A 23,449-nucleotide genomic window follows, 5' to 3' on the forward strand; every position below is an offset into this window, starting at 1 on the left:
GAGGGAAGAAAGATATGTGGAAAATAACTTGGATACAATTGATGAACCGCTGGCGTAGCAACGTGTGGGTGTGTGTGGAGTTGCTGCTCGCCTTTTGCCTAGCGTGGTACATGGTGGATTACTTCTTCGTGGAGATCTATAACCGTAGCCTCCCCTCCGGACGTGGCTACGCGAATGTCTGGCAGGTAGAAATGGGCCTCTTGCCGGAAACCTCCCCCGACTATCGAGCCGCCGAGAGCGACTCGATCGCCATGCTGGGAAATTATGAGCGGATAAAAGACCGCTTGCGTGATTATCCGGGAGTGCAGGCGATGGGCGCGGCCTCGGGCTGTTACTCCACGCCTTATACGGGCTGTTATTACGGTATCGGTTTGGCGAACGCGGCCGATACGAGTAAGCGGGAAGCGGTCATGAGGTATGAGATAGATCCTACCACGGATTTCCTGTCGGTCTTCAACCATTCGTACGCCAAAGACGGCCGTCCGGTATCTACTTCCGATTTTGATTGGGGAGACCCCCGCGCTATAGTAACCACCCGGATGGTGGAGCGAAAGGTATTTGGAGAGGCATCCGCCGTTGGGCGTGAGGTGAAAGACTCTTTCGACGAGGAGGGCCCGACTTATATCGTAAAGGGCGTATTAGAGGATATCAAGCGTTTTGACAATAGCCTACCCCAAGGTGCCGCCTTCTTGGCGATCCGTCCCTCGGCGGAGGAGATCCCCGAGATGAATTATTTCATACGGATCGATCCTGCCGTGGCAGGCCCTCGTTTCGCCGATACGTTCCGGGAGAAGATGAGCCGTGAGCTTCGGGTGGGGAACTTCTACCTGAAACGCCTGACCTCCTATGAACGGATCAAGGCCGATACCGATTATTCCTTTGGCGTTACCTACGATTACCGGGTCCGTATGGCGTTGATGGCCTTCTTGGGCTTGAATATCCTGCTTTGCGTGATGGGTACGTTCTGGTACCGGGTGCGGATGCGCCGGGGAGAGATCGGGTTGCGCATGGCGATCGGTTCGCCCCGTGAAGAGATACGTAGCCAGATGGCTCGTGAGGGCATATGCCTGTTACTCATGGCGACCCCGCTCGCCTTGTTGATAGAGGCTCAATTCGTGATGGTCGGCTTCTTGGACATCCCCAAAGGGACCTTGCCGGAGCTTTACTGGCCGGCGATCCTGCCGCTCCGTTTCTTGCTGGTGAATATCCTGACATGGATACTGCTGGCTATAGTCATCCTGCTCGCCGTCTGGCTTCCCGCCAGCAAGGCCGCCGAGATGGAGCCGGCCGAGGCGCTGCGGTATGACGGATAACAGATAATGCCCCGTCTCCCACCGACTGAATCGTATAATTAAATCAAATGAATATGTACAAGATCTATCTAAAACAAGCCTGGGCCTTATTGAAAGAGAACAAGCTCCTTTCCGGAGTCTCTATCTTCGGTACGGCCTTGGCGATTTGCATGATCATGGTGATCGTGATCGTATGGCAGATGCGTACCGCCAATTACTCACCGGAAGACTATCGGGACCGGATGATGTACGTCAGTGATACCCGTGCCTCCTACAAAGAGAACGAATCTTATAACGACTGCTACCTTCTTGCTTCCCGGGTGGTGAAAGATTGTTTCTATCCCTTGCGCTCTGCCGAGAAGGTGGGCATGGCCTATCATGGCGTGCAACGCTTGGCGGCAGTGGCGGATCATACGGTGGAGTTCAAGTGCGACGTGACTTTTACGGACGCGGCGTTCTGGAATATCTTCAACTTTCGCTTCCTCTCCGGTAAGCCTTATGGCGAGGAAGAAGTGCAAAGTGGCATCATGGATGCTGTGGTAAGCGAGTCCGTGGCACGTCGGCTCTATGGCACGACCGAGGTCGTAGGCCGTACCGTCGAGATCAGCTACGTGCCCTATACCATCCGTGCCGTCGTGCGGGATGTCTCCCTGCTGGCCGAGTCTGCCTATGGCGATGTCTGGTTGCCTTATACCACCGACAATTCCCTGTATGATAATGGTTCCGACCGTCTCGTCGGGGGCTTCCGTTGTTATATCCTCGCAAGTTCGTCCGCCGACTTTGATGCGATCCACTCCGAGGCCGAGGCGAATATCGCTCGCCTTAACGAATCACAAAGCACGCACCTACTGAAAATTGGAGGAGGACCTGATACCCATTTGGGCGATTTGGCTCGCGAGGACGCTTTCTCTGAGCCGAATGTACGGGAACTGGTCATGAAATATGTTATCATCGTTCTTGTCCTTTTGCTGATCCCTGCCATCAACATGAGCGGTATCACGCAAAGCCGGATGCGTAAACGTATGGCGGAGATCGGGGTGAGGAAGGCGTTCGGGGCGACACGCTCGGAATTACTGACGCAGGTACTCTACGAGAATCTGTTGCAGACCTTGCTGGGAGGTGTGTTAGGTCTGTTTTTCTCATACGCCTCCGTACTGCTCTTGTCCGATTGGTTGCTGGATACGGGCACGGCATCGATGGGTATCGGTCGCACCTTCGTCAATGCGGAGATGATGTTCAATCCATTGATCTTCCTTTATGCGTTCCTTGCTTGTCTTGCGTTGAACCTGCTGAGCGCCGGCATCCCGGCTTGGCGAGCCTCACGGATGCGTATCATCTCGGCTCTCAACGAGAATGTTCATTAATCTCCCGCGTTGGATGATAGCTATACTAAAATAATAGAAAGATATGATACGACATTTATTACAATTGATCTGGAACCAGCGCAAGCAAAACGCTTGGTTGTGGGCTGAGTTATTGCTGGTCTCGGTCTTCCTTTGGTTCCTTGTGGACTACCTGTATGTGATGGGGCGCACGTATACGGCTCCTCTGGGCTTCGATATTCGGCATACGTACAGCATCGTGATCAGCAGCCTCTCGGAAAGAAGCCCGGATTATATCCCGAAGGAGAAGCGGGAGCGGCCGGATGGTGTTCATCTGCTGACGGCGTTGGATCGCATCCGCACCTATCCCGGCGTGGAATCGGCCTGCCTTACGGATGGGGGGATGCCTTATTATATGGGAAGCCGTAACCTCGTTTGGCGGATTGATACGTTGCAGGTGCCCTGCCGCTATGCTTTCGTCACCCCGGAGTTCTTCGACGTGTTCCGTATCTATGATAAGGACGGCAAGACGGCTTCCTTGAAACGGGCCATCGAGGATAACAACTCCATCGTAATCTCCGCCGACGTGGAGACGATGAATCCCGGCCTTTCCCTACTCGGGCAAAAGGCGTACCGGGGGAATGTGACCGACGAGATCGAGGAGACGATCCGTGGTATCAGCGTCCCCATCCGCCGTCATGAGTACACCAAGGCGGAACCCAACGTCTATAGGGCCCTGCGGCTAAGCCGGATGGAGGAAGGATACTATGAGGGGATGATAGATGCCGTGCGACTCTGCGTACGTGTCCGTCCGGATGTCGATAATGCTGATTTCCCCACCCGCTTCCGCAAGGATATGGCCGAACAGCTTCGGCTAGGCAACCTCTATCTGCTAGACGTACAGCCCTTGTCATATATTCGCGACGGTTATATCCGTTCGATCGGCGTAGAGAACGAGGTGAAAACCCGTGTGGCGGTAGCCTGCTTCCTATTGGCGAATATATTCCTCGGCATCATCGGTACCTTCTGGTTCCGTACGGAATATCGCAAAGGCGAGATGGGGCTTAGGATGGCCTTAGGCTCTACCCGCCGTCAGTTGAACTCGATCATGGTGGGAGAGGGTGTCTTGCTGCTGGTCTTGGCGTTCATCCCGTCCTTAGTCATCAGCTTCAACATCGCCCATATGGATTTGATAGATACCTATCAGCTTCCGTTCACGTGGCTGCGCTTCGCGATTTGCGGAGGGATTACGTTTGTCTTGATCGTCCTCATGATCATCTGTGGCGTATGGTATCCTGCCCGCTCGACAGCCCGCTTGGAGCCGGCGGAGGCGTTGCATTATGAATAAGAGTTAACTTACATATTTCACACATACACACAATTGAAAGCCCGGTCTTGTAGTGATACACGGCCGGGTTGCTTATTTCCTATAAAATTGTTTTCTGCTAAAAGGTCATGGAGGCATAGATCCCATAATGCCCGTCTCCCGCTACCGGGCTGATAGACAGGTTATGTTTCTTCGCGAACGGACGGGTAAAGATATAGGCGCTACCGGCGCCGATAACGGCTCCCGCCGCCACGTCCCACCAATCATGCTTCTTCCCATAGACCCGGCTCCAACCCACGTAGGTAGATACCGCATAAGCCGGAATACCCCATTTCCATCCATAACGTCTTTGGATAAAAGCGGCTCCCGCAAAGGATACGGAGGTATGCATGGATGGGAATGAATGATTATCGCTGAAGTCGGGCCGCTCTTTCTTCACTAGGTATTTCAGCGCATAGGTTACGCCCAATGTCGTAACCCCGGTGAATACGCCTTGTTTCAGCCCTTGCCAATCTTGGGTTGCCAATACGGTCGCTAGACTCGCCACCGGAGTGATAAACACCAATACGTCTCCCGAGGTCCGTACGGCTTTCCGGCTACCGGTCACCTTCAATTCTTGTCCGTTAACGGACAGGCATAGCATGAGCATTGTAATTGCGAAAAGGATATGTCTCATAGATTTAAAATATAGTTGCTATTTTAGGTATAAAAATGACGAACCCGACGATTGCTGCCGCTATCGCCATCAATAATACAGCTCCCGCCGCCAAGTCTTTCGTTCGCTTGATAGCCTCATTATACTCAGGGGAGACCAAATCTGCTAGGGCCTCGATGGATGAATTGACCGCCTCGGCAGCTAATACCGCTCCGATCACGATCGTTACTGCGATCCATTCCATGCGGGAAAGTCCAAATACCATTCCGGCGATAAGTACGCAAACTGCCGCGAAACAATGGATCCAAGCGTTATGCTCCTTCGTGATCAATAGCTTGATTCCGTTGAAAGCGAATTTAAAGCTTCTGGCTCTCTTTCGAAATGTGAAACCGTCATTCTTCATTTTTATAGCATCTCTTATTGAGGAGGGCAAATATAGGTATTTTTTGCCTTTATCGCATATCCTGACGAACAAACAGGATATTCACCTTTCATATTCCGCAATTCGTCAAGATTACTTGTTGGTTTTTATCTGGAACGATAACTTCGTTGATTAAAAAAGTACCTGTGATATGAGCATAGATCAAAGTAAAAGAATAAATTTATGGCTTGAAATCAGATATGAAGATAAAATATAACTTTCTAAGTCCGTTGCTAATGGCGATATTGACGATCTGTTGCCTGTGGATTGTTACGGATGTCGCTTATGGTGTCCGCATGTGGGAACTGGGAGTGGACGCGTGGATCGGGCGTATCAAGGCCCTTGCTATTATATTGATCGGCGTTAGCTTATCTTATTTGTTTTTTAATTACTTGGCTAATACTTTTTTAGATAGGAATAAAGAGCGGAGGTCCCGCCCGGTATTCCGGGAATATCTATGGGTGGTCTTGTTTAATTTAGTCGTGCTCAATATCGGCTTATATATCGTGATCTATTCTATAAATGGAACGACCTATCGGTGGGGAGAGGCGTTAATGATCAATGCGGTAGCTGTGCCGATCTTTCTCCTATACTATTTCTTGATCCGTAATAATATATTAGCCAAACGCTATTCGGAGAAAATCGTTCAATTGGAGAAACTGAGAGTAGATCAGCTGGAAACGCAATTGAAGCTGCTGAAGATGCAATACCATCCCCATTTCCTGTTTAATGCCTTGAATACGATCTATTTCTTGATCGATGAGGAAAATGAGGAAGCGATTGAGGCTGTAGAGTTACTTTCGGACTTACTCCGTTATCAATTATATGATATAAATACGAAAGTGACGATCGAAGAGGAGATTGATTATTTGCGAACATATATTCAATTCCAGCGACTTCGTATGACGAAACGCTTACAGTTCGAGGAGTCCTTTGACCCGGAATTGACCGGACAAAAAATACATCCGTTGCTTTTCCAGCCATTATTGGAGAATGCGTTTAAATATATAGGCGGAGCGTATCGGATACAAGTATCTATGCGGAAAGAGGGGGCAAAGGTCTGTTTGGGGGTAAGCAATACTTTCAATCCGGATTTCTTGGAACAAAGAAAGGGGAAAGGCATTGGGATCGACAATCTGAGAAAACGGTTGGAACTATTGTACCCGGATAAACATGAGTTACGTATAAAAAAAGACAATACCCGTTTTAGGGTTGAGTTATGTATTGATTTATCAGAATAATATGGAAATAAAGTGTATCATAACGGATGATGAGCCAATCGCCAGAAAAGGACTTCGGCGACACATCGGTAAAATTGATTTTCTGACCATCGTCGGAGAATGTGAGGACGCTATACAACTCAATAATATGCTGAATTCGGTTCAGGCGGATTTGCTTTTTCTGGATATAGAGATGCCGGATATGTCCGGACTGGACTTCTTGGAGAGTGCTCAGAACGCTCCTAAGGTAATTATCACCTCGGCATACGAGCGGTATGCGTTGAGAGGATATGAGTTTGACGTGGTGGACTATTTATTGAAACCAATCTCTTTTTCCCGTTTCCTGAAATCGGTCAATAAAGCACATGCGTTGATGGAATCTACATCGAAAAGCGAGGAGCCCGCTTATATCTTCGTCAAGACGGAGAAGCAACTTAAAAGGCTTTATTTAAAGGAGATTCAATTTATAGAGGGCATGGAGAACTATATTGTTATCCATACCCTCACTTCCAAAGAGATCGTTCATCTCCGGTTGAAGAGTATACAGGAAACGCTGCCGGCACAAATTTTTATGCAAGTGCACCGCTCTTTCATCGTAAATCTTTCTTATGTACAAGCGATAGAAGGAAATCTATTAATCATTGGGGAGCATAAAATCCCGGTGTCGCGTCCTTTACGGGAAGAGGTATATAAATCGATCGTCAATAATCAACTCATTCAAAGATAAGTATCCAAAAACGAACACACTGTTCATTATCGAACACTTTAAATATTCCTATTTATCGGATTATCAATAGTATATGTTTTTGGCATGCCTTTTGCCTTAGGCAGGGTAAAAAAACTTATACTAAGATGAGAAGGATCTATATAGCGATGTGTTGTCTGTGGGCGGGGATTTCGGGAGTATGTGCCCAAGACAATACGAATAAAGTTCGAATAACCCTGCGGCAAGCGATCCAGATCGCACAGCTTCAATCCGTAGACGCTGCCGTGGCGCTCAATGAGTTGCGAACGGCCTATTGGGAATTCCGTACGCATCGGGCGGATCAGTTGCCGGAAGTGATATTTACGGGGACTCTGCCTTCATATAGCAAGCAATACTCGAAGTACCAGCAATCGGATGGTTCTTATACCTATGTGCAAAACAATGCCTTAGGCTTAAATGGAGAGATCTCTATCGCCCAGAACATAGCCTTGACCGGAGGTAAGATCGCCTTGAATACCTCCTTGGATTTTACCCGTCAGCTAGGTAGTGGCGCTTACAACGAGTTTATGAGCGTACCTGTTAGTTTGACATTGACGCAACCGATCTTCGGCGTGAATGACCAAAAATGGAAACGTCGTATCGAGCCTGTTCGTTACCAAGAGGCTAAGGCCGCTTATATGGAGAACGTGGAGAATGTAACGATCGCTACCATCACGAATTACTTCAACTTACTGTTGGCGGAAGATAATCTGGATATCTGTAATCAGAACTTGCTGAACGCCAATAAACTCTATGACATAGCGGTAGCGAAGCGTAAGATCGGGCATATCTCGGAGAGCGAGTTGATGCGTTTGAAACAGTCGGCCTTGCAAGCGAAAGGTAAGCTAACCGAGGCCCAATCCAATTATAACGCGATGATGTTCAAGCTCCGTTCCTTTTTAGGGATGAGCGAGCAAGACGTGATCGAGCCTGTTCTTCCCGAGGCGATAGAAGGGGTCCGTATGGATTATCAGGCGGTATTGGAGAAGGCTCAAGAAAATAACTCATTCTCAAAGAATATCATGCGCCGCCAGTTGGAAGCGGATTATGATGTGGCGACCGCCAAGGGAAACCGTCGAAGTATTAACCTGTTTGCCTCCGTGGGTTATACCGGTAAGGATATGTCCATGCGAGGAGCTTACAACCCGTTGAAAGATAACCAGATCGTAGAGGTCGGGCTTTCGATTCCTATCTTGGACTGGGGAAAACGGAAGGGAAAGGTAAAAGTAGCCGAATCGAATCGGGATGTCGTACTTTCCAAGATCCGTCAGGAGCAAATGGATTTTAATCAAGATATCTTCCTCTTGGTGGAGAATTTCAATAATCAAGCCGCTCAATTGGAGATAGCCGCCGAGGTGGACACGTTGGCGGAAAAGCGCTACAAGACCTCGATCGAGACTTTCATGATCGGAAAGATCGATATCCTAGACTTGAATGACGCCCAGAGTTCGAAGGATGACGCGAAGCAAAAGCATATCCAAGAACTGTATTATTACTGGCGTTATTTTTATAACATCCGTAGTATAACATTGTATGATTTCTTGAATAATCGTACATTAGATGCCGATTTCGAGGAAATCGTGAAACGATAAATTGATTATATGATACTGATAATAGATGATGATGCGGCTGTTCGTTCCTCGCTTACATTCCTGCTAAAACGTGCGGGTTTCCGGCCGGAGGCGGTTCCGGGGCCGAAGGAGGCCTTGGAGGTGGTCCGTGCCACGGCGCCGGAGCTGATCTTGATGGATATGAACTTCACGTTGACTACCACGGGCGAGGAGGGGATTCAATTATTGAGACAGGTGAAGATCTTTCGTCCCGATGTACCCGTGATCTTGATGACCGCTTGGGGATCGATCTCTTTGGCCGTGCAGGGAATGCAAGCCGGAGCCTTCGATTTTATCACGAAGCCTTGGAATAACTTGGTATTATTAAAATCGATCCGGACCGCCTTGGAACTGAGCGAGCAGAAGAAGGAGGCAAACGCTCCCTTGAACCGTTCGGATGCCGATCATAAATTTCATTTTGATAAGATCGTGGGGCAAAGTGCCGCTTTGATGGATGTCTTGGGGACGGTCTCGCGTATCGCTCCGACAAACGCCTCTGTCTTGATTACCGGCGAGAGCGGTACGGGTAAAGAGCTGATAGCGGAAGCGATCCATGCGAATAGCCCCCGGTCGAAAGAGGCTTTCGTAAAGGTAAACTTAGGCGGACTTTCCCAAAGTCTTTTTGAGAGCGAGATGTTCGGACATAAGAAGGGGGCTTTTACGGATGCGTACATGGATCGGGTAGGGCGTTTCGAGATGGCGAACAAAGGCACGATCTTCTTGGATGAGATCGGCGATTTGGAACTGTCTTGCCAAGTAAAGCTGCTTCGGGTATTGCAAGACCAGACCTTTGAGGTCTTGGGGGATAGCCGCCCCCGGAAGGTGGATATACGGGTCGTAAGCGCTACAAACCGGGATTTACGATCGATGGTGGCGGACCGTACGTTCCGCGAGGATCTTTTTTACCGGATCAATTTGATCACGGTGCATTTACCCGCCTTACGTGAGCGAAGGGAGGATATCCCATTGCTGGCCCGGTATTTCGCGGATAAGCAATCGGAGATCAATGGGCTACCGAGGGTGGAGTTCTCATCGGATGCCCAGACCTATTTAAGCCGTCTCCCTTTTCCCGGTAATATCCGTGAGTTGAAGAACTTGGTGGAGCGGACGATCCTTGTGTCGGGTAAGACGCTTTTGGATACCGCTGATTTCGAGGTTCATTGCATGAATACATCCGGTGCTAAATCGACGATTCCGCCTTCTTTGGAGGGCTTGACCTTGGATGAGTTGGAGAAGCAAACCATCTTACGCTCCTTGGAAGCGCATGGAGGTAATTTATCGCATGTCGCTACGGCGTTGGGAATCAGTCGTGCCGCCTTGTACCGGAGATTAGAGAAATACGGAATCCCGATCGATAAATAAGAAGAGGCAAGGATGAGGCTGAAAGGACTATTCTGGATATTGACGACGCTGCTGTTGACTATATTGGCGGTGGTGACTTATTATGTCTTTTATACGTCTTCTATCCGGATGTTTTTCGCGGTAGAAGCCTTGGTCTTGCTTACGATCATCTATTTATTTGTCTTTTATCGCCGTATCATAAAGCCCTTGCATATCATCGGTAACGGTATGGAGCTGTTGAAAGAGCAAGACTTTAGTTCCCGCTTGGGAAAGGTCGGGCAAACGGAGGCGGACCGGGTGGTCGATGTGTTTAATAAGATGATGGAGCAGTTGAAGAATGAGCGTTTGCACCTCCGGGAGCAAAACCATTTCTTGGACTTGCTGGTCAACGCCTCTCCGATGGGAGTGATCATCTTGAACTTGGATGAGGAGATTCTATCCATGAACCCGGCCGCATGTAAATTGTTTGGCGCGCAAAGCTCGGAGGATATGGTGGGAAAACGTTTTCTTCAACTAGATTCTCCCTTGGCGGAAGAATTGGTACGGGTTCCGATGTATCAAGCGCAAACCGTCCGGTTGAACGACGCTAATATTTATAAATGTACGCATTCCTCATTTGTGGATCGAGGTTTTCACCACCCGTTTTATTTGATAGAGACGTTGACCCAAGAGGTGTTCAAGGCCGAGAAGAAAGCGTATGAGAAAGTGATACGTATGATCTCTCATGAGGTGAATAATACGACCGCGGGTATCACCTCTACCTTGGATACGTTGGAGTCTACTTTCAGCGGGATGGAAGATATGGAGGATGTCTGCGAGGTTTTGCGGGTCTCCATAGAACGCTGCTATAGCATGAGCCATTTCATCACCAATTTCGCCGATGTGGTGCGTATACCCGAACCCCAAAGTCGTCCGCAAGAATTGAACCAAGTGGTGTCCGCTTGTAAACGCTTTATGGAGACAGTTTGCCAGAACCGGAATATCGAGATTGTTATGGATCTGAGCGAGGAATCTCCAGTCGTGAATTTGGATAATTCATTATTCGAGCAAGTCTTGGTCAATATTATCAAGAATGCCGCCGAATCCATCGACCGGGACGGAAAGATCTATATCCGGACGACAGTGCGTCCTACCTGCTTGGAGATAGCCGATACGGGCAAGGGCATCGACAAGGAAACGGAAACGAAACTGTTCAGCCCGTTCTTCTCTACGAAACCGAACGGACAAGGTATCGGCTTGATCTTTATCCGTGAGGTGCTGTTAAAACATGATTGCCGATTCTCTCTCCGCTCTTACGCGGATGGATTGACAAGGTTTAAGATTTGGTTTAGTTGAAATAATCCCTTTATGGTTTGAGGTTTTTCCCTTGTAGGCTAAGGCTGTATTCTTACAGGTGTTAGCCTTTTTGTCTGCTTGTATTCATCATGCAACAGCCGTTGCATGATCATCTACCAACTGTTGCACGATCTTCTACCAGTCGTTGCATGATCGTCCAACAGTTGATAGATGATGGATGTCTCTTGAGGAAAAGTCTAAAGATAGGGATGGAAAGGGCTAAAGGATATGGAGGTTTTGGGCAAGCTGTACTGGATTTTATACTATCTTTGGGCCGTATAAATGCAATAGAAATCTAATCTTGAATATCATGAAGAAAGTAGTATCTGTATTATTTATCCTTGCGATTATCGTATTTTCTGTATTAATGGTAAGCTATTCGAGTGATCAAAAGCCGGAGAAAGTTCTTCGCCATGTTGTTATGTTCGGTTTTAAGCCGGATGTGTCCGAGGCGCAGGTGAAAGAGGTTGAGGATGCCTTTTGTAAGTTGCCTTCTCAAATCGACTTGATCAAAGGATATGAGTGGGGAACGGATTGTAGTCCGGAGGGATTGCAACAGGGCTTGACTCATTGCTTTTTCTTGACTTTTCATTCGGATGCGGATCGGGACGCCTATTTGGTACATCCGGCGCATAAAGCATTTGGCAAGGTGTTAGGAGGGAAGGCATCGGCGGTTACGGTGTTGGATTATTGGACGAAATAAAAAGAATGGGCGGGATGAATCGATGAGTCACCCCGCCCGTTTTTATATTCCTTAGTTACTTTATATTATAACCATTGATTCATGAACTGATCCATCTCTTCCGCATGGGCTTCCAGGCTTTGAAGTAGCTTGAATTGGGCTTTCGTACGGATTAAGTTATGTTTCGGGCTATGGATCTTGTAATAGGTATCGCCGTTGATATAATCGGTTAAGAAACGAACGGTCTGCATATAAGTCAATAAGCGTCCACCGTAAGGTAGCAATTTGATCTCGGTAGGAGTTAAGAACGCCTTGGCCTTTTCCATGTATCCACGGGTATAGGCTTTGAATATCTCCATATTAACGTTTACGTTATCCAGATTCTCATCGTCCTCGGCACCCGTATTGGCTCCGGTACGGATAAAGTCGCCGATATCGGAAAGGACGAAACCCGGCATCACGGTGTCCAAGTCGATCACGCAAAGCACCTTGTCGCTATCAGCGTCAAACATCATATTGTTAACTTTTGTATCGCAATGGTTCGTGCGTTTCTTCAATTGGCCCTCACGGTACAGGCGTTCTTGAATGCACATCGCTTCGGCACGTTTCTCGATCTCCTCTACCAAATCTTTCACTTCTTCCAACCGGCCTGCCGGATTAGCGGCTACAGCCTCATGGAATTGTCGCAAGCGGAACTCCATATTATGGAAATCCGGGATGGTCTCGCCCAGCGTACCCTCGGGTATATCGGACAACATGGTCTGGAAATCACCGAACGCTTTGCCAGCCTCATAAGAAAGCTCAGGAGTTACTTCCTCATAGCTTTTGCTGCGAGGGATGAATAGGCATACCCGCCAATAACTATCTCCATCGAAATAATATTTTTTCCCGTCTTTAGTCGGCAAGAAGGTTAATACCTTACGGTCGATATCCGTTTCACCTTTTTCCTCCAGCTTTTTGCGGATATGAGTGGTAACCACATGGATGTTATTTTGCAGCATATCCACATTGGTGAAGATTAAATGGTTGATACGCTGTAGCACGTATTTGATCTCCCCTTTCTCGTTGGTCACTTTCAATGTATCATTAATGTGTCCGTTTCCGAATGGTTCAGCGGAAACTACTTTCTCGTCCAACTGGAACTGATCCAAGATGTTTAGTAATTGTTCTTTCGTTTTTGCCATGATATTTCATTATGTTAACTCCGGCAAAGATACAAAAAAAGGCCACGATACAAATCGTGACCTTTTTTTATTTCTTAAAGAAAGAAATCTTATTTCTTGTTACGGTTACCATAACGGCTCATGAACTTATCAACACGTCCGGCTGTATCGACCAACTTAGACTTACCAGTGTAGAACGGGTGAGAAGTGTTAGAGATCTCGACCTTTACCAACGGATAAGTTACGCCGTCGATCTCGATCGTCTCTTTAGCGTTAATAGTAGAACGAGTGATGAATACATCATCGTTTGACATGTCCTTAAATACTACAGGACGATAATTTTCAGGATGAATACCTTTTTTCATTGCTTTATTATCTATTTTAATTTATACTCTGTATATATTTGGTAACCGGTATTTTGGCTTGCAAAGGTAAGGGTTTGCCACAAACAAACAAAGAAAATCGTATTATTTTTTTCAAGGGCGTTGATTTTGTGTTATTTTATATGCTTTGAAGCATCATTTGTCGTGAATCTTGATTATCTTTGTGCAAGTTTTTAATCATTAACGTAATAACATAATAACAACTATGGTAAATTACAAAGATTTGGGCTTGGTGAACACAAAAGAAATGTTCGCTAAGGCTATCAAGGGCGGATATGCTATCCCTGCTTTCAACTTCAATAACATGGAACAGATGCAGGCTATCATCAAGGCTGCTGTAGAGACAAAATCTCCGGTTATTTTGCAAGTTTCAAAGGGCGCTCGCCAGTACGCAAACGCTACTTTGCTTCGTTACATGGCACAGGGTGCTGTTGAATATGCTAAGGAATTAGGTTGCCCGAATCCTCAGATCGTTCTTCACTTAGACCATGGTGATACGTTTGAGACTTGCAAGAGCTGTATCGACTCTGGCTTCTCATCTGTAATGATCGACGGTTCTCACCTTCCTTATGAAGAGAACATCGCTTTGACTAAGAAAGTTGTTGAGTACGCTCATCAATTCGATGTAACTGTAGAAGGCGAGCTTGGTGTATTGGCAGGTGTTGAGGATGAGGTTTCTTCAGACCACCACACTTATACCAATCCTGAGGAAGTTATCGACTTCGCTACTCGTACGGGCTGCGATTCTTTGGCTATCTCAATCGGTACTTCTCACGGTGCTTATAAGTTCACTCCGGAGCAATGTACGATCGACCCTGTTACAGGTAAGATGGTTCCTCCTCCATTGGCATTCGACGTTTTGGACGCTGTTATGGAGAAACTTCCGGGATTCCCTATCGTTCTTCACGGTTCTTCTTCTGTTCCTCAGGAAGAGGTTGAGACTATCAACAAATTCGGTGGCGCTTTGAAGGCTGCTATCGGTATTCCTGAAGAGTGGTTGCGTAAGGCTGCTAAATCTTCTGTATGTAAGATCAATATCGACTCAGACTCTCGTTTGGCGATGACTGCCGCTATCCGCAAGACTTTCGCTGAGAAACCGGCTGAATTCGATCCTCGTAAATATCTGGGCCCGGCTCGTGATAACATGGAGAAACTTTACAAACACAAGATCATCAACGTTCTTGGTTCTAACGACAAGTTATAATCGGAAGTTTCTTGATATAAATAAAGAAAGCCATCTCGGTATCGGGATGGCTTTTCTTTTGGTCTGTAGTTTAGTCTTTTAATACCTTACGAAGCGCTTCCAACATCGGATCTACGGTAAGATCGTTGCCGGTAGCTTGCTTGATCCACACATTCGGGGTGAGGCGGCCTTGCTTGAATATCCGGCTAACCTCATTCGCAAAATCCTTGCCATTGAGGTAGTTCTCTAGCTGGAACTCGATAATCTGTCCGAAAGCGTAGGCGGAAAGGTAGAGCGGATAACCGATCATATGGGAGTAAATCGCTAGAACGGTCTCGTCTTTTACACCGAATACTGGAGCGTAATACTTATTCCAGATTTCCTTGGAAAGACGGATCACGGCCTCCTGCAATTCCCCGGCGGTAGCGTTAGGATGTGCGTACATCCATTTCCATACGGAGATATCCAGCATGGAAACACCGCAAATCTCATACATGCTCCATATCTTATCCAAGATATCCATCTTTTCTTTTTCCGGATTCTCGTCTTTTATGCCCAGTAACTCAAGGTCTCTTTTCTGGAAGACAAAGGCCAGCGCTTCGGTGAAAGCCGTATTGGGAACTCCGTTGAGCATATAATAATCGACATCATATAATGAGATCGTTTGCTCTACGTTATGTCCGAACTCGTGGATGGCGATATTATATCCTTTGTAATCCATCCCTTGTGAAGGGATACGGGTACGTAAACGGGAACGCTGGCCTTTCATGGAGGCTCCCCACGCATGACCGGAACCACGGGCGGGATCGACTGCGATCTTATCCGCTAGATATTGGGCACGATCGGGGCTGAATCCTAGTTTCTGTAATATTTCCGGTAGCTTCTTTTCCATCGTTACCGCATCGGGATACAGGGTACGGGTTTGCTCGTTTAGCTTGTTCTCGTCCAGATTGCTACGGGCCTTGAAGCCATCGTACCATATATCGTAGGCTTCCAGTTTGCGTCCGAGGCGTTTGGAGATGATTTTCCCCACTTCCTTTAGTTCGGGGGCGGAAAGGAATTGATCGAACAGGGCTTCTACATCGTTGACATCTATTTCCATATCTTCCGTGAACTTACGGTCTATATAGGTGTTTCCCGTATATTTGTCTATACGCTGCATGGCGTTGAAGTTATTCAACATTTTCTGATAGCGGGCCGGGCTTTCAGGGGTACCTTCTAGTTCATTTCCTGCTTGAGATAACGTATTGGCGTACGGGTTCCATTCGTAACGATCCGAGTTGATCACCTCTTTCGGGATTTCTTGCGAGATGATTCGCTTCATGATCTCATATACCATCCGTTGTTTTTCCAATCCCTCTTTTCCTTTGTTATAATTGGCCTTGATCTCGTCGCGAAGGTTCCAATGGCAAAGTAAGCGCATGTCGGAGGGGAAAATGGTTTTTCCTTTAGGAGTTAGTAAATGCCCCATATAGATATTATAATCCGCTATGTAAATATCCGCGTCACTTTCCGTATCTGCGGCGGCTTGCTTTACTTCCGCCGGTATCCGTTCCGTAAACATATCGCCTAGCCGGGCGTAGGCCCATGCTTTACGGTCATTCCCTAACGCCTCTTTCTCCTTGAGAGTAAGTTGGGGAAAGTTGAGGGCGATGATGAAGCCGATCTTGTTGGCGTATAGATCGTCCATTAGGTGGGAACTGGGGCTGTAGGATCCGAATTTCTCATCGATGGCGTGTAGAGGTCCGGTATCTAGGTTCAAATTTCGTTGCAGACAGAGTACCATCTCGTTGAAATTGCCATTGATACCTTCAATATACTCGCTGATCTTGAGGAAAACTTGGTCTTTTTCGGCGGGATCGGATAGATAATTCTCCCGGCAGAAGGTTTGAAACGCTTGCTCATCCCCATCGGAGGTTTGCCAGAGGCGGGCTACTTGCTCGACACCCTTTGTGATTCCTGCTTGATTCTTAGCGTCCTTGGCTATTAGCTCGTCAATCGTAGCTTTTACGATAGAAGGCTGGATGCTGGCTTGCCCTTGCATAAAGCTAAAGGCGCAGGCCAGTAACATACAAATACGTACGACTTGCTTTCTCATGGTATGTTTGTATAAAGTTATTTAAAACAAATGTATGAATAATATTCGTATCTTTGGCCGATTTTTCTAATTGAGTAAAAAACAAAGAGATGAAAAAGTTACTATGTATGTGGATGGTCGTATGCGGCCTTTTGTTGATTCCCGGAAACATGAAGGGACAGTCCTTGAAAGATATCTTAAATTCATCTGCCGTAAAGAACGCCGTGACTTCTGTCACCGGAGGGAAAGCCGTGACTTTCGAGAATTTACAGGGAACTTGGATGTATGTGAACCCTGCCCTGCAACTGGAAGGTGATAATGCCTTGAAGAATGTAGCGGGAAGCTTGGCTGCTACCGAGGCAGAGAAGAAAATGAAGGAATATTGCGCGAAAGTAGGTATCGTGGAAGGTGTATTTAATTATGTCTTTAATTCGGATAGTACGTTTACGAGTGCGTTGAAAAGGGGAAGCCTGAAAGGTACTTACTCGGTGAGTCCGGAAGATAAAACGGTGACGTTACGGTATACGGTGGGTAATAAGAAGCTGACCGTTTCTACGCTTACCGCCCATGTCGTCCTTTCTGGTAATGAGTTGACATTGCTTTTTAACGCGGATAAATTACTGAAGTTCTTGAGCACGGTTTCTTCTATATCCAGCAATACGACCTTGAAAGCTATCAATAAGTTGGCAAGTGAATATGATGGCATGATGCTGGGTTTCGATTTGAAGAAATAATGTAATATGATACGATTTATACCGAGGCGTTATTGGGCAGTAATAGCGGTTGCGTTGGCATTGACCATGTCCGTGTTGGACGGCACGATTGTCAACGTGGCGCTTCCTACCTTGTCCCGTGAATTCGGGACATCCCCTTCCTCCACGATCTGGATTGTCAACGCTTATCAGCTAACGATTACGATGTCTCTTTTATCGTTCTCCGCTTTGGGAGATATTTATGGATATAAGCGGATTTTCTTGATCGGGACGACAATATTCTGCTCAACGTCATTATTTTGTGCCTTATCCTCGTCTTTCGCCATGTTGACGGTCGCGAGAATATTGCAAGGGATCGGAGCCTCGGCTATCATGAGCGTGACGACCGCTTTACTTCGTATTATTTATCCTCCACAATATATAGGGCGGGGAATGAGTATCAATGCCATGGTCGTGGCGGTATCGATTGCTGCCGGGCCGTCGTTGGCGGGCGCTATCTTATCAGTCGCTTCTTGGAATTGGTTGTTCGCTATCAACGTACCTTTAGGGATTTGCGCGATTATAACGGGTTATTTTCTTTTGCCTCAAAATCCTTGCAAGGATGGGCCGAAACGAAAGTTTGATAAGATCGGTGGAATCTCGAATGCCCTGACTTTCGGATTGCTGATTTATTCGTTGGAAGGCATCGCCCATCATGAGAACTGGAGAATGATCGCTTTACAGGTTCTTCTTCTATTGGTGATCGGAACATTTTTTATCCGCAGGCAACTACGGCAGGAGGTTCCGATATTGCCATTGGACTTGATGCGGATTCCGATATTCGCCTTGTCCGTATTATCCTCGATCACTTCATTTACGGCACAGTTGTTGGCGATGGTATCATTACCCTTTTATTTGCAAAATGTGGCCGGAAGAAATGAGGTGGAGACGGGGCTGCTGTTGACTCCTTGGCCGGTAGCGACGATCTTGACCGCTCCGGTAGCCGGGAGGCTGATCGAGAAATATCATCCCGGATTGTTAGGCGGTATCGGAATGGTGGTGTATGCGACCGGACTTCTTCTATTGGCTTTATTGCCGGGGCAACCCACCAATATGGATATCGCTTGGCGATTGATGCTTTGCGGTATGGGTTTCGGCCTGTTCCAGACCCCGAATAATAGCACGATGATATCGGCCGCCCCTCGTTCCCGGAGTGGCGGGGCGAACGGTATGCAAGGTACGGCACGACTGTTGGGGCAAACGCTGGGGACGACATTTGTCGCTTTGATCTTTAGTGTTACCTCTGCCACCGATAGTATGCCGGTTTGTATGTATGTAGCGATCGGTTTCGCTTTAGTCGCCGCTATCGTGAGTTGTCTCCGTATCTCACAGCCCGTTCCCATGCGTGGAAGGTGAGTAGGAAGATACGATTTCTAATAGGGTCTCACCGTAGTTCTCTATGATCTTTTTGCCGATTCCGGGTATCTTCAACAGTTCTTTCGAGTTCGTGGGCAAAGTGTTGCAAACGCCAATTAAGGCTTTCTGTTGCAAGATCGTGTAAGGAGGCAACTCCTTTTCTACGGCAAGCTCGTATCTCCATTGTTTCAAACGGGCATATAGCTCAGGATGTAAGACATCCGTGGAGACGGGGATCTTTTCCGCTTCCGTCGATTTCCGCGTCGATTTCTGCTTGCTGGCAACAGCCGACTCCTCAATGTTCGCTTTAGCCTTGGCGGATAGATAGTCGATGAGACGAAAACCATCTTGGCAGGCTTTTAATGTAGCGACCTTGATCGTAAGCTCATCGCTGAAAGCTTTTAATGCGGATGTAAATGCCTTACGGGCCTCTTTATTGTCGATCTCTACATCGGAAGCCTCTATCAAAGGGAGGCAATAGGTCTCGATCTTTTCCAGAAAGTAAGCGCAACCTTTTCGGATGCGGTCTTGTATATGCTCGTCCGTATCATAGAGATTCGTGCTGGAGATCATACGGGTGAGTTGCTGGCAGAAACGTTCGCCTACTTCTACTATATCCGAACGGAAATAATCCCGTACCCGGGGATATTGGTTGCTTAATTCCGGGTATAGTTTTTGCAGATGGGTGTATGCCGCGTAAGATGTATATTGCAACTTTTGTTGTACGGGATTGAAGTCGAATAGCTCGGTTGCCAATCTCAAATAATACTGTTGTTGGGCTTGACGCAGTTGGTCTTCACACGGTTGACGCTCCGAGAGGGAAGAGGTATAACTTAATATCTTCTCATCGCTAATCATGGCGTTTCGAGTGATCGGGCTACTTAATACCATTCCTTCCAATGTCTTGCAACGGCTCAAGGCAACGTAGACTTGTCCGTGTGAGAAGGCGGCGGATGCGTCGATGATGGCATGCTCGAAAGTCAAGCCTTGGCTTTTATGGATCGTGATCGCCCAAGCGGTTTTCAGTGGGTATTGGCTGAAAGAGCCGGCGATTGTCTCCGTGATATCCTTCGTGTTCTCGTCGATCGTATATTTCACGTTTGTCCATGTCTCCCGGTCTACGGTGATATCGTTTCCTAATTCGTCGGATACGATAATCTTGCTCGGGCTGATGAAGACAATTCGGCCGATCTTTCCGTTATAATATCGCCTTTCGCCGGAAGAGTCGTTTTTTACGAACATGACTTGAGCGTCTTGCTTTAGCTCCAATACCTCGTCGGTCGGGTAGGAGTAAGCTGGAAAGTCATCCTTGATCTCCGCCTTGTACGTATAAGCCGGGCCGGGTAATTCTTGCAACTTCCGGTTATTGATTTGCTGGGCTTGATAATTATGGGTTGTCAGCGTGATATAACCTGCTTTGTCATTTGGTTTAAAATTGGGGATATAACGTTGGTTTAAGGTGTGTAGTGTATTCTCGTCGAAGCGGTTTTCCCGGATATTGTTCAATAAGCGTACGAACGTATCGTCCGCTTGGCGATATACTTGAGTTAATTCGATGCAAAGATAATCACTTTCGGAAAGAGCCTTACTGTCAAAAAAGAAGGGAGAGGCGTAATGTTCTCTCAACAAATTCCATTCGTCCTCCTTCGCTACGGGGGCTAATTGTTGTAAATCTCCGATCAATAATAATTGAACGCCCCCAAAGGGTTTATTCCTATCCCGATAACGACGTAGCATATCACTGATAGCATCCAGCAAATCGGCACGTACCATACTGACCTCATCAATCACGAGCAGGTCCATACTACGGATGATATTGATCTTATCCCGGCTGAATTTATGAGAATAGGATTTATTTTGCCCGGAGGCCATTTCGCTACCCGGTATATACGGTCCGAAAGGTAGCTGAAAGAAGGAGTGAATGGTTACCCCTCCCGCATTAATCGCCGCCACTCCGGTAGGTGCTACCACAATCATCCGTTTTGGGGAAGTCTCTTTAAGTTTTTTCAAGAATGTGGTCTTTCCTGTTCCCGCTTTTCCGGTAAGGAAGATGTTGGTTCCGGTATTTTCCAGATAGTTGAAGGCAAGGTCCAATTGTAAATTCGTTTGCATCATATTTAAGCTGTTTAGGTGAATTCACAAATGTACGTATAATCTTTCAAACGTCCTTCTCAAATGGAAAATAAACGGAGTAACTGCGCTAAAATCTACATCCCTTTTTCCTTTTTAGGAAGAGATTGATATACGATATCGTAGGATTGTTTTATAAGCTCTTTGATCTTGTTGTCGGGTACATCTTGATTAAAATAGACACTAATCCAGTATTTTTTATTCATATGCCAACCGGGTGTTATGCCAGAGTATCGAGCTTGCAACTCTCCCGATTCATTCGGGTCACATTTGATACAGCAAAAATCAAATACTTCGATATTTACGAAGCAGAACCATTTACTTCCTACATAAAAGCAAAGAACGTCCCGACTGTATTTATCAGGAACATTCGTGAAAGGCATTTTTTCATAAACACCATTCAACGAAAGGCAATATTCCCTAAACTCTTCAATATTCATAACATTCGTATGTATGATAGATTATAGCGATATCCTATAGACTAAGAAACTCAATGGTTGGACGGAGACTTCAGTAGCGGGAGCCTCTAGTTCCACCGCTGATTCAATGGGTATGACTGTTTCCGGTTTACCCAATGTGTTCTTCGCTTCTAAGTCTGAGGCATGTAAGACCATCAACTTTCCTTTATGCTTGCCGGATGAGATTCCGTTTAGGTTTAATTGGATCTTTTTGCTCTGGATGCCGGTATTGACGATTTTGATGATGAGCTCGTTTGTGCCTTTGTCGAGGGCGGCTGTGGCGAATAGCTCGCTTTGCCCGGTAACGGCTTCTTTGTTCATCGTCAGGGGCAATACGTTTGTTCCGGCATTGTGCCCGTATAATTGTTGTACATAGTAGTTAGGAGTTTTCACGATGTTTAGGTTGTTGAACCAGATTAAGTCCGGACGCCATTGCCACGCATCGACATGTGCGAATAAAGGGGCGTATGTACATAATTCCACCACGTCGGCATTCCGTTCAAGACCGGTCATAAACGCAGCCTCGCATAATGCGGTCAGGAAGCTATTCTCCCGGTTAGTCGGGTGGCAAGCATATTCACCGGCGAACACTTTGGGGCCTTGCCGATCATACGAATCATATCGTTTGGCACTATTTAGGAACCATTCCGGTGAGCGATAGAAATGTTCATCCACCAGATCTACTTTTAAGCGTTTCATCTCCGGCCATAGATATTCGAAATCTTTTCCTTCCGAATCAGGACCGGAACTGCCGATGATTTTGATCTCCGGATATTTGGCTCGGATGGCTTTCACGAATGGTTCGAGGCGTTCGGGATATAATGGTCCCCATTGCTCGTTGCCGATAGCGATAAATTTCAGATTAAAAGAAGCCGGATGCCCCATATCCGCACGCACTTTGCCCCATTGGGAGGTAATCGGGCCATTGGCGAATTCGATTAAGTCCAAGGCATCGTCTATATAAGGTTGTAATTTATCTACCGGCACATGCTGGTCCATACCCTCATTCTCAAACTGGCATGACAGCCCGCAATTCAATACAGGCAGGGGCTCGGCTCCGATATCTTCGCTTAATTGGAAATACTCAAAGAATCCCAAACCGTAAGATTGATAATAATCCGGGAATTTCTTGTGAGGAAATGTATAATTCCATCGGCTGATATTGATAGGCCGGTTCTCTACGGGGCCTACCGTATTTTTCCATTGGTAGCGTGTGGCGATGGTTGTACCCTCAACGATACATCCACCCGGGAAACGAAAGATTCCCGGCTTTAGATCTTTCAACGCTTGTGCCAGATCGCGGCGTAGGCCGTTCGTGCGATTGTTGAATGTTTTTTCCGGGAAAAGGGAGATATGTTCCATATCCAAAGTACCTGCCGTTTCCATCGTGATGCGTAGGCGTGATTTAGCCTCGGTAGCTTTGGGAGACAAGATAACGGAATATTTCTTCCAGTCTTTTCCTTTTATCTCTAGGTGTTGTGTCTCATAAATATCGTTATCCCTGTTTACTAATTCAATACGTAGTTTGATCGGGTTATTGGTCTCGGTACGGGCATATAAGGAAAAGTCGTAATTTTCGTCAGCCTTTATACCGATACCTTTGAAGCCTTCGTTCTCCAGACCGGTTCCGGTGATTTGCCCGGTATAAGTCAGGTGTGCGTAATGGGGGTTTTTGTTGAAACAGGGATTCTTCTCAGCTATACTTACATCGCCGAAAGGCTCCCAACCTCCCCATGGATTCTCAAACTCGAAGGAGCGGTTCTTGATTAGCTCCGCATACAATCCTCCATCTGCCCCGAAATTGATATCCTCGAAGAAGATTCCATACATGGTTGACTGGATAGGCGAGCCTACTTTCTGTATATCGATGTCAAACTCATGGACAGGAACGATGTCTTGTGCGGTCATGCAGTTTACACCTACACTTAAGAGGAATAAAGCCGCGGTTTTTTTCATGTTCTTTCTTCTCATATTCTATGTTTTTCAATAAATAAAGA

20 protein-coding genes are annotated in these 23,449 nt (G+C 46.8%); 12 read left to right on the forward strand and 8 right to left on the reverse strand.

Going from position 1 to position 23,449, the window contains the following annotated elements; genetic code table 11:
- Window positions 1-14: 14 nt before the first annotated feature.
- Genes CI959_RS13050 through CI959_RS13060 form a run of 3 tightly spaced genes read left to right on the forward strand, consistent with a single transcriptional unit; the run spans window position 15 to window position 3,962 of the window.
- Window positions 15-1,313 (forward strand): ABC transporter permease, encoded by a 1,299-nt coding sequence (locus tag CI959_RS13050; RefSeq protein ID WP_057317171.1) that lies wholly within the window; start codon window positions 15-17, stop codon window positions 1,311-1,313.
- Window positions 1,314-1,366: 53 nt separating this feature from the next.
- Window positions 1,367-2,656, forward strand: a complete 1,290-nt coding sequence (locus CI959_RS13055) for an ABC transporter permease (protein ID WP_057317172.1) — start codon at window positions 1,367-1,369, stop codon at window positions 2,654-2,656.
- 43 nt (window positions 2,657-2,699) lie between these two features.
- Window positions 2,700-3,962 carry an ABC transporter permease gene (locus CI959_RS13060; RefSeq protein ID WP_057317173.1) on the forward strand — a complete coding sequence of 421 codons (1,263 nt, stop codon included), beginning with the start codon at window positions 2,700-2,702 and terminating at the stop codon, window positions 3,960-3,962.
- A gap of 97 nt (window positions 3,963-4,059) precedes the next feature.
- Here CI959_RS13060 and CI959_RS13065 read toward each other — a convergent pair whose 3' ends face one another.
- Window positions 4,060-4,617, reverse strand: coding sequence for a phosphatase PAP2 family protein (locus CI959_RS13065; RefSeq protein ID WP_057317174.1), 558 nt, complete (start codon window positions 4,615-4,617; stop codon window positions 4,060-4,062).
- A 4-nt stretch (window positions 4,618-4,621) separates the two neighbouring features.
- Window positions 4,622-4,999, reverse strand: a complete 378-nt coding sequence (locus CI959_RS13070) for a diacylglycerol kinase family protein (RefSeq protein WP_005864789.1) — start codon at window positions 4,997-4,999, stop codon at window positions 4,622-4,624.
- A gap of 218 nt (window positions 5,000-5,217) precedes the next feature.
- Here CI959_RS13070 and CI959_RS13075 point away from each other — a divergent pair, with 218 nt between their 5' ends.
- From CI959_RS13075 to CI959_RS13100, 6 genes are all read left to right on the forward strand, one after another.
- On the forward strand, window positions 5,218-6,258 hold the full coding sequence (locus CI959_RS13075; protein WP_008780162.1) for a sensor histidine kinase: 1,041 nt from the start codon (window positions 5,218-5,220) through the stop codon (window positions 6,256-6,258).
- A gap of 1 nt (window position 6,259) precedes the next feature.
- Complete coding sequence (locus tag CI959_RS13080) at window positions 6,260-6,964, forward strand: LytTR family DNA-binding domain-containing protein (protein WP_008780163.1); 705 nt, start codon at window positions 6,260-6,262, stop codon at window positions 6,962-6,964.
- 125 nt (window positions 6,965-7,089) lie between these two features.
- Window positions 7,090-8,574 carry a TolC family protein gene (locus CI959_RS13085; protein ID WP_005854697.1) on the forward strand — a complete coding sequence of 495 codons (1,485 nt, stop codon included), beginning with the start codon at window positions 7,090-7,092 and terminating at the stop codon, window positions 8,572-8,574.
- Between the two features lie 9 nt (window positions 8,575-8,583).
- Entirely contained in the window at window positions 8,584-9,954 is a 1,371-nt protein-coding gene (locus CI959_RS13090; RefSeq protein ID WP_005854699.1) for a sigma-54 dependent transcriptional regulator, read from the forward strand.
- A gap of 12 nt (window positions 9,955-9,966) precedes the next feature.
- A complete protein-coding gene (locus CI959_RS13095; protein ID WP_005854701.1) occupies window positions 9,967-11,268 on the forward strand; it encodes a PAS domain-containing sensor histidine kinase in 1,302 nt (433 codons plus the stop codon).
- A gap of 310 nt (window positions 11,269-11,578) precedes the next feature.
- Complete coding sequence (locus CI959_RS13100; RefSeq protein ID WP_005854703.1) at window positions 11,579-11,971, forward strand: Dabb family protein; 393 nt, start codon at window positions 11,579-11,581, stop codon at window positions 11,969-11,971.
- 65 nt (window positions 11,972-12,036) lie between these two features.
- Here the strand turns inward: CI959_RS13100 and CI959_RS13105 are convergent, their stop codons facing one another.
- Window positions 12,037-13,134 carry a phosphotransferase enzyme family protein gene (locus tag CI959_RS13105; RefSeq protein ID WP_005854705.1) on the reverse strand — a complete coding sequence of 366 codons (1,098 nt, stop codon included), beginning with the start codon at window positions 13,132-13,134 and terminating at the stop codon, window positions 12,037-12,039.
- Window positions 13,135-13,223: 89 nt separating this feature from the next.
- The gene (locus tag CI959_RS13110) at window positions 13,224-13,478 is read right to left on the reverse strand and encodes a type B 50S ribosomal protein L31 (protein WP_005854707.1); all 255 of its coding nucleotides are present in this window, start codon (window positions 13,476-13,478) and stop codon (window positions 13,224-13,226) included.
- A 223-nt stretch (window positions 13,479-13,701) separates the two neighbouring features.
- Between CI959_RS13110 and CI959_RS13115 the strand changes: the two genes are divergently transcribed.
- Window positions 13,702-14,700 (forward strand): class II fructose-bisphosphate aldolase, encoded by a 999-nt coding sequence (locus tag CI959_RS13115; RefSeq protein ID WP_005854709.1) that lies wholly within the window; start codon window positions 13,702-13,704, stop codon window positions 14,698-14,700.
- A 70-nt stretch (window positions 14,701-14,770) separates the two neighbouring features.
- Here the strand turns inward: CI959_RS13115 and CI959_RS13120 are convergent, their stop codons facing one another.
- Window positions 14,771-16,777 (reverse strand): hypothetical protein, encoded by a 2,007-nt coding sequence (locus CI959_RS13120; protein WP_005854711.1) that lies wholly within the window; start codon window positions 16,775-16,777, stop codon window positions 14,771-14,773.
- 89 nt (window positions 16,778-16,866) lie between these two features.
- Here CI959_RS13120 and CI959_RS13125 point away from each other — a divergent pair, with 89 nt between their 5' ends.
- Both CI959_RS13125 and CI959_RS13130 read left to right on the forward strand, forming a co-directional pair.
- Window positions 16,867-17,490, forward strand: a complete 624-nt coding sequence (locus tag CI959_RS13125) for a DUF4923 family protein (RefSeq protein ID WP_008780164.1) — start codon at window positions 16,867-16,869, stop codon at window positions 17,488-17,490.
- A 6-nt stretch (window positions 17,491-17,496) separates the two neighbouring features.
- Window positions 17,497-18,864 carry an MFS transporter gene (locus CI959_RS13130; protein WP_008780165.1) on the forward strand — a complete coding sequence of 456 codons (1,368 nt, stop codon included), beginning with the start codon at window positions 17,497-17,499 and terminating at the stop codon, window positions 18,862-18,864.
- Here CI959_RS13130 and CI959_RS13135 read toward each other — a convergent pair.
- The 3 genes from CI959_RS13135 to CI959_RS13145 form a co-directional block, all read right to left on the reverse strand.
- A complete protein-coding gene (locus CI959_RS13135; RefSeq protein WP_005854716.1) occupies window positions 18,835-20,979 on the reverse strand; it encodes an HRDC domain-containing protein in 2,145 nt (714 codons plus the stop codon). The two genes, CI959_RS13130 and CI959_RS13135, sit on opposite strands and share 30 nt — an antisense overlap.
- A 92-nt stretch (window positions 20,980-21,071) precedes the next feature.
- Window positions 21,072-21,434, reverse strand: a complete 363-nt coding sequence (locus tag CI959_RS13140) for an MmcQ/YjbR family DNA-binding protein (RefSeq protein ID WP_005854719.1) — start codon at window positions 21,432-21,434, stop codon at window positions 21,072-21,074.
- A 21-nt stretch (window positions 21,435-21,455) separates the two neighbouring features.
- Window positions 21,456-23,423: an alpha-L-arabinofuranosidase C-terminal domain-containing protein gene (locus tag CI959_RS13145; RefSeq protein ID WP_005854721.1), complete on the reverse strand. Its 1,968-nt coding sequence runs from the start codon at window positions 23,421-23,423 to the stop codon at window positions 21,456-21,458.
- Between the last annotated feature and the right edge of the window lie 26 nt (window positions 23,424-23,449).

This window comes from Parabacteroides sp. AT13 (genome assembly GCF_002272965.1).
Taxonomy (GTDB): domain Bacteria; phylum Bacteroidota; class Bacteroidia; order Bacteroidales; family Tannerellaceae; genus Parabacteroides; species Parabacteroides distasonis.

Bases quoted from the DNA above. Each gene is read 5' to 3' on its own strand.
- CI959_RS13115 (WP_005854709.1), top strand. From the start codon at position 13,702: ATGGTAAATTACAAAGATTTGGGCTTGGTGAACACAAAAGAAATGTTC.
- CI959_RS13070 (WP_005864789.1), bottom strand. From the start codon at position 4,999: ATGAAGAATGACGGTTTCACATTTCGAAAGAGAGCCAGAAGCTTTAAA.
- CI959_RS13065 (WP_057317174.1), bottom strand. From the start codon at position 4,617: ATGAGACATATCCTTTTCGCAATTACAATGCTCATGCTATGCCTGTCC.
- CI959_RS13130 (WP_008780165.1), top strand. From the start codon at position 17,497: ATGATACGATTTATACCGAGGCGTTATTGGGCAGTAATAGCGGTTGCG.
- CI959_RS13060 (WP_057317173.1), top strand. From the start codon at position 2,700: ATGATACGACATTTATTACAATTGATCTGGAACCAGCGCAAGCAAAAC.
- CI959_RS13090 (WP_005854699.1), top strand. From the start codon at position 8,584: ATGATACTGATAATAGATGATGATGCGGCTGTTCGTTCCTCGCTTACA.
- CI959_RS13110 (WP_005854707.1), bottom strand. From the start codon at position 13,478: ATGAAAAAAGGTATTCATCCTGAAAATTATCGTCCTGTAGTATTTAAG.
- CI959_RS13120 (WP_005854711.1), bottom strand. From the start codon at position 16,777: ATGAGAAAGCAAGTCGTACGTATTTGTATGTTACTGGCCTGCGCCTTT.
- CI959_RS13145 (WP_005854721.1), bottom strand. From the start codon at position 23,423: ATGAGAAGAAAGAACATGAAAAAAACCGCGGCTTTATTCCTCTTAAGT.
- CI959_RS13105 (WP_005854705.1), bottom strand. From the start codon at position 13,134: ATGGCAAAAACGAAAGAACAATTACTAAACATCTTGGATCAGTTCCAG.
- CI959_RS13125 (WP_008780164.1), top strand. From the start codon at position 16,867: ATGAAAAAGTTACTATGTATGTGGATGGTCGTATGCGGCCTTTTGTTG.
- CI959_RS13095 (WP_005854701.1), top strand. From the start codon at position 9,967: ATGAGGCTGAAAGGACTATTCTGGATATTGACGACGCTGCTGTTGACT.
- CI959_RS13080 (WP_008780163.1), top strand. From the start codon at position 6,260: ATGGAAATAAAGTGTATCATAACGGATGATGAGCCAATCGCCAGAAAA.
- CI959_RS13050 (WP_057317171.1), top strand. From the start codon at position 15: ATGTGGAAAATAACTTGGATACAATTGATGAACCGCTGGCGTAGCAAC.
- CI959_RS13075 (WP_008780162.1), top strand. From the start codon at position 5,218: ATGAAGATAAAATATAACTTTCTAAGTCCGTTGCTAATGGCGATATTG.
- CI959_RS13100 (WP_005854703.1), top strand. From the start codon at position 11,579: ATGAAGAAAGTAGTATCTGTATTATTTATCCTTGCGATTATCGTATTT.
- CI959_RS13055 (WP_057317172.1), top strand. From the start codon at position 1,367: ATGTACAAGATCTATCTAAAACAAGCCTGGGCCTTATTGAAAGAGAAC.
- CI959_RS13140 (WP_005854719.1), bottom strand. From the start codon at position 21,434: ATGAATATTGAAGAGTTTAGGGAATATTGCCTTTCGTTGAATGGTGTT.
- CI959_RS13135 (WP_005854716.1), bottom strand. From the start codon at position 20,979: ATGATGCAAACGAATTTACAATTGGACCTTGCCTTCAACTATCTGGAA.
- CI959_RS13085 (WP_005854697.1), top strand. From the start codon at position 7,090: ATGAGAAGGATCTATATAGCGATGTGTTGTCTGTGGGCGGGGATTTCG.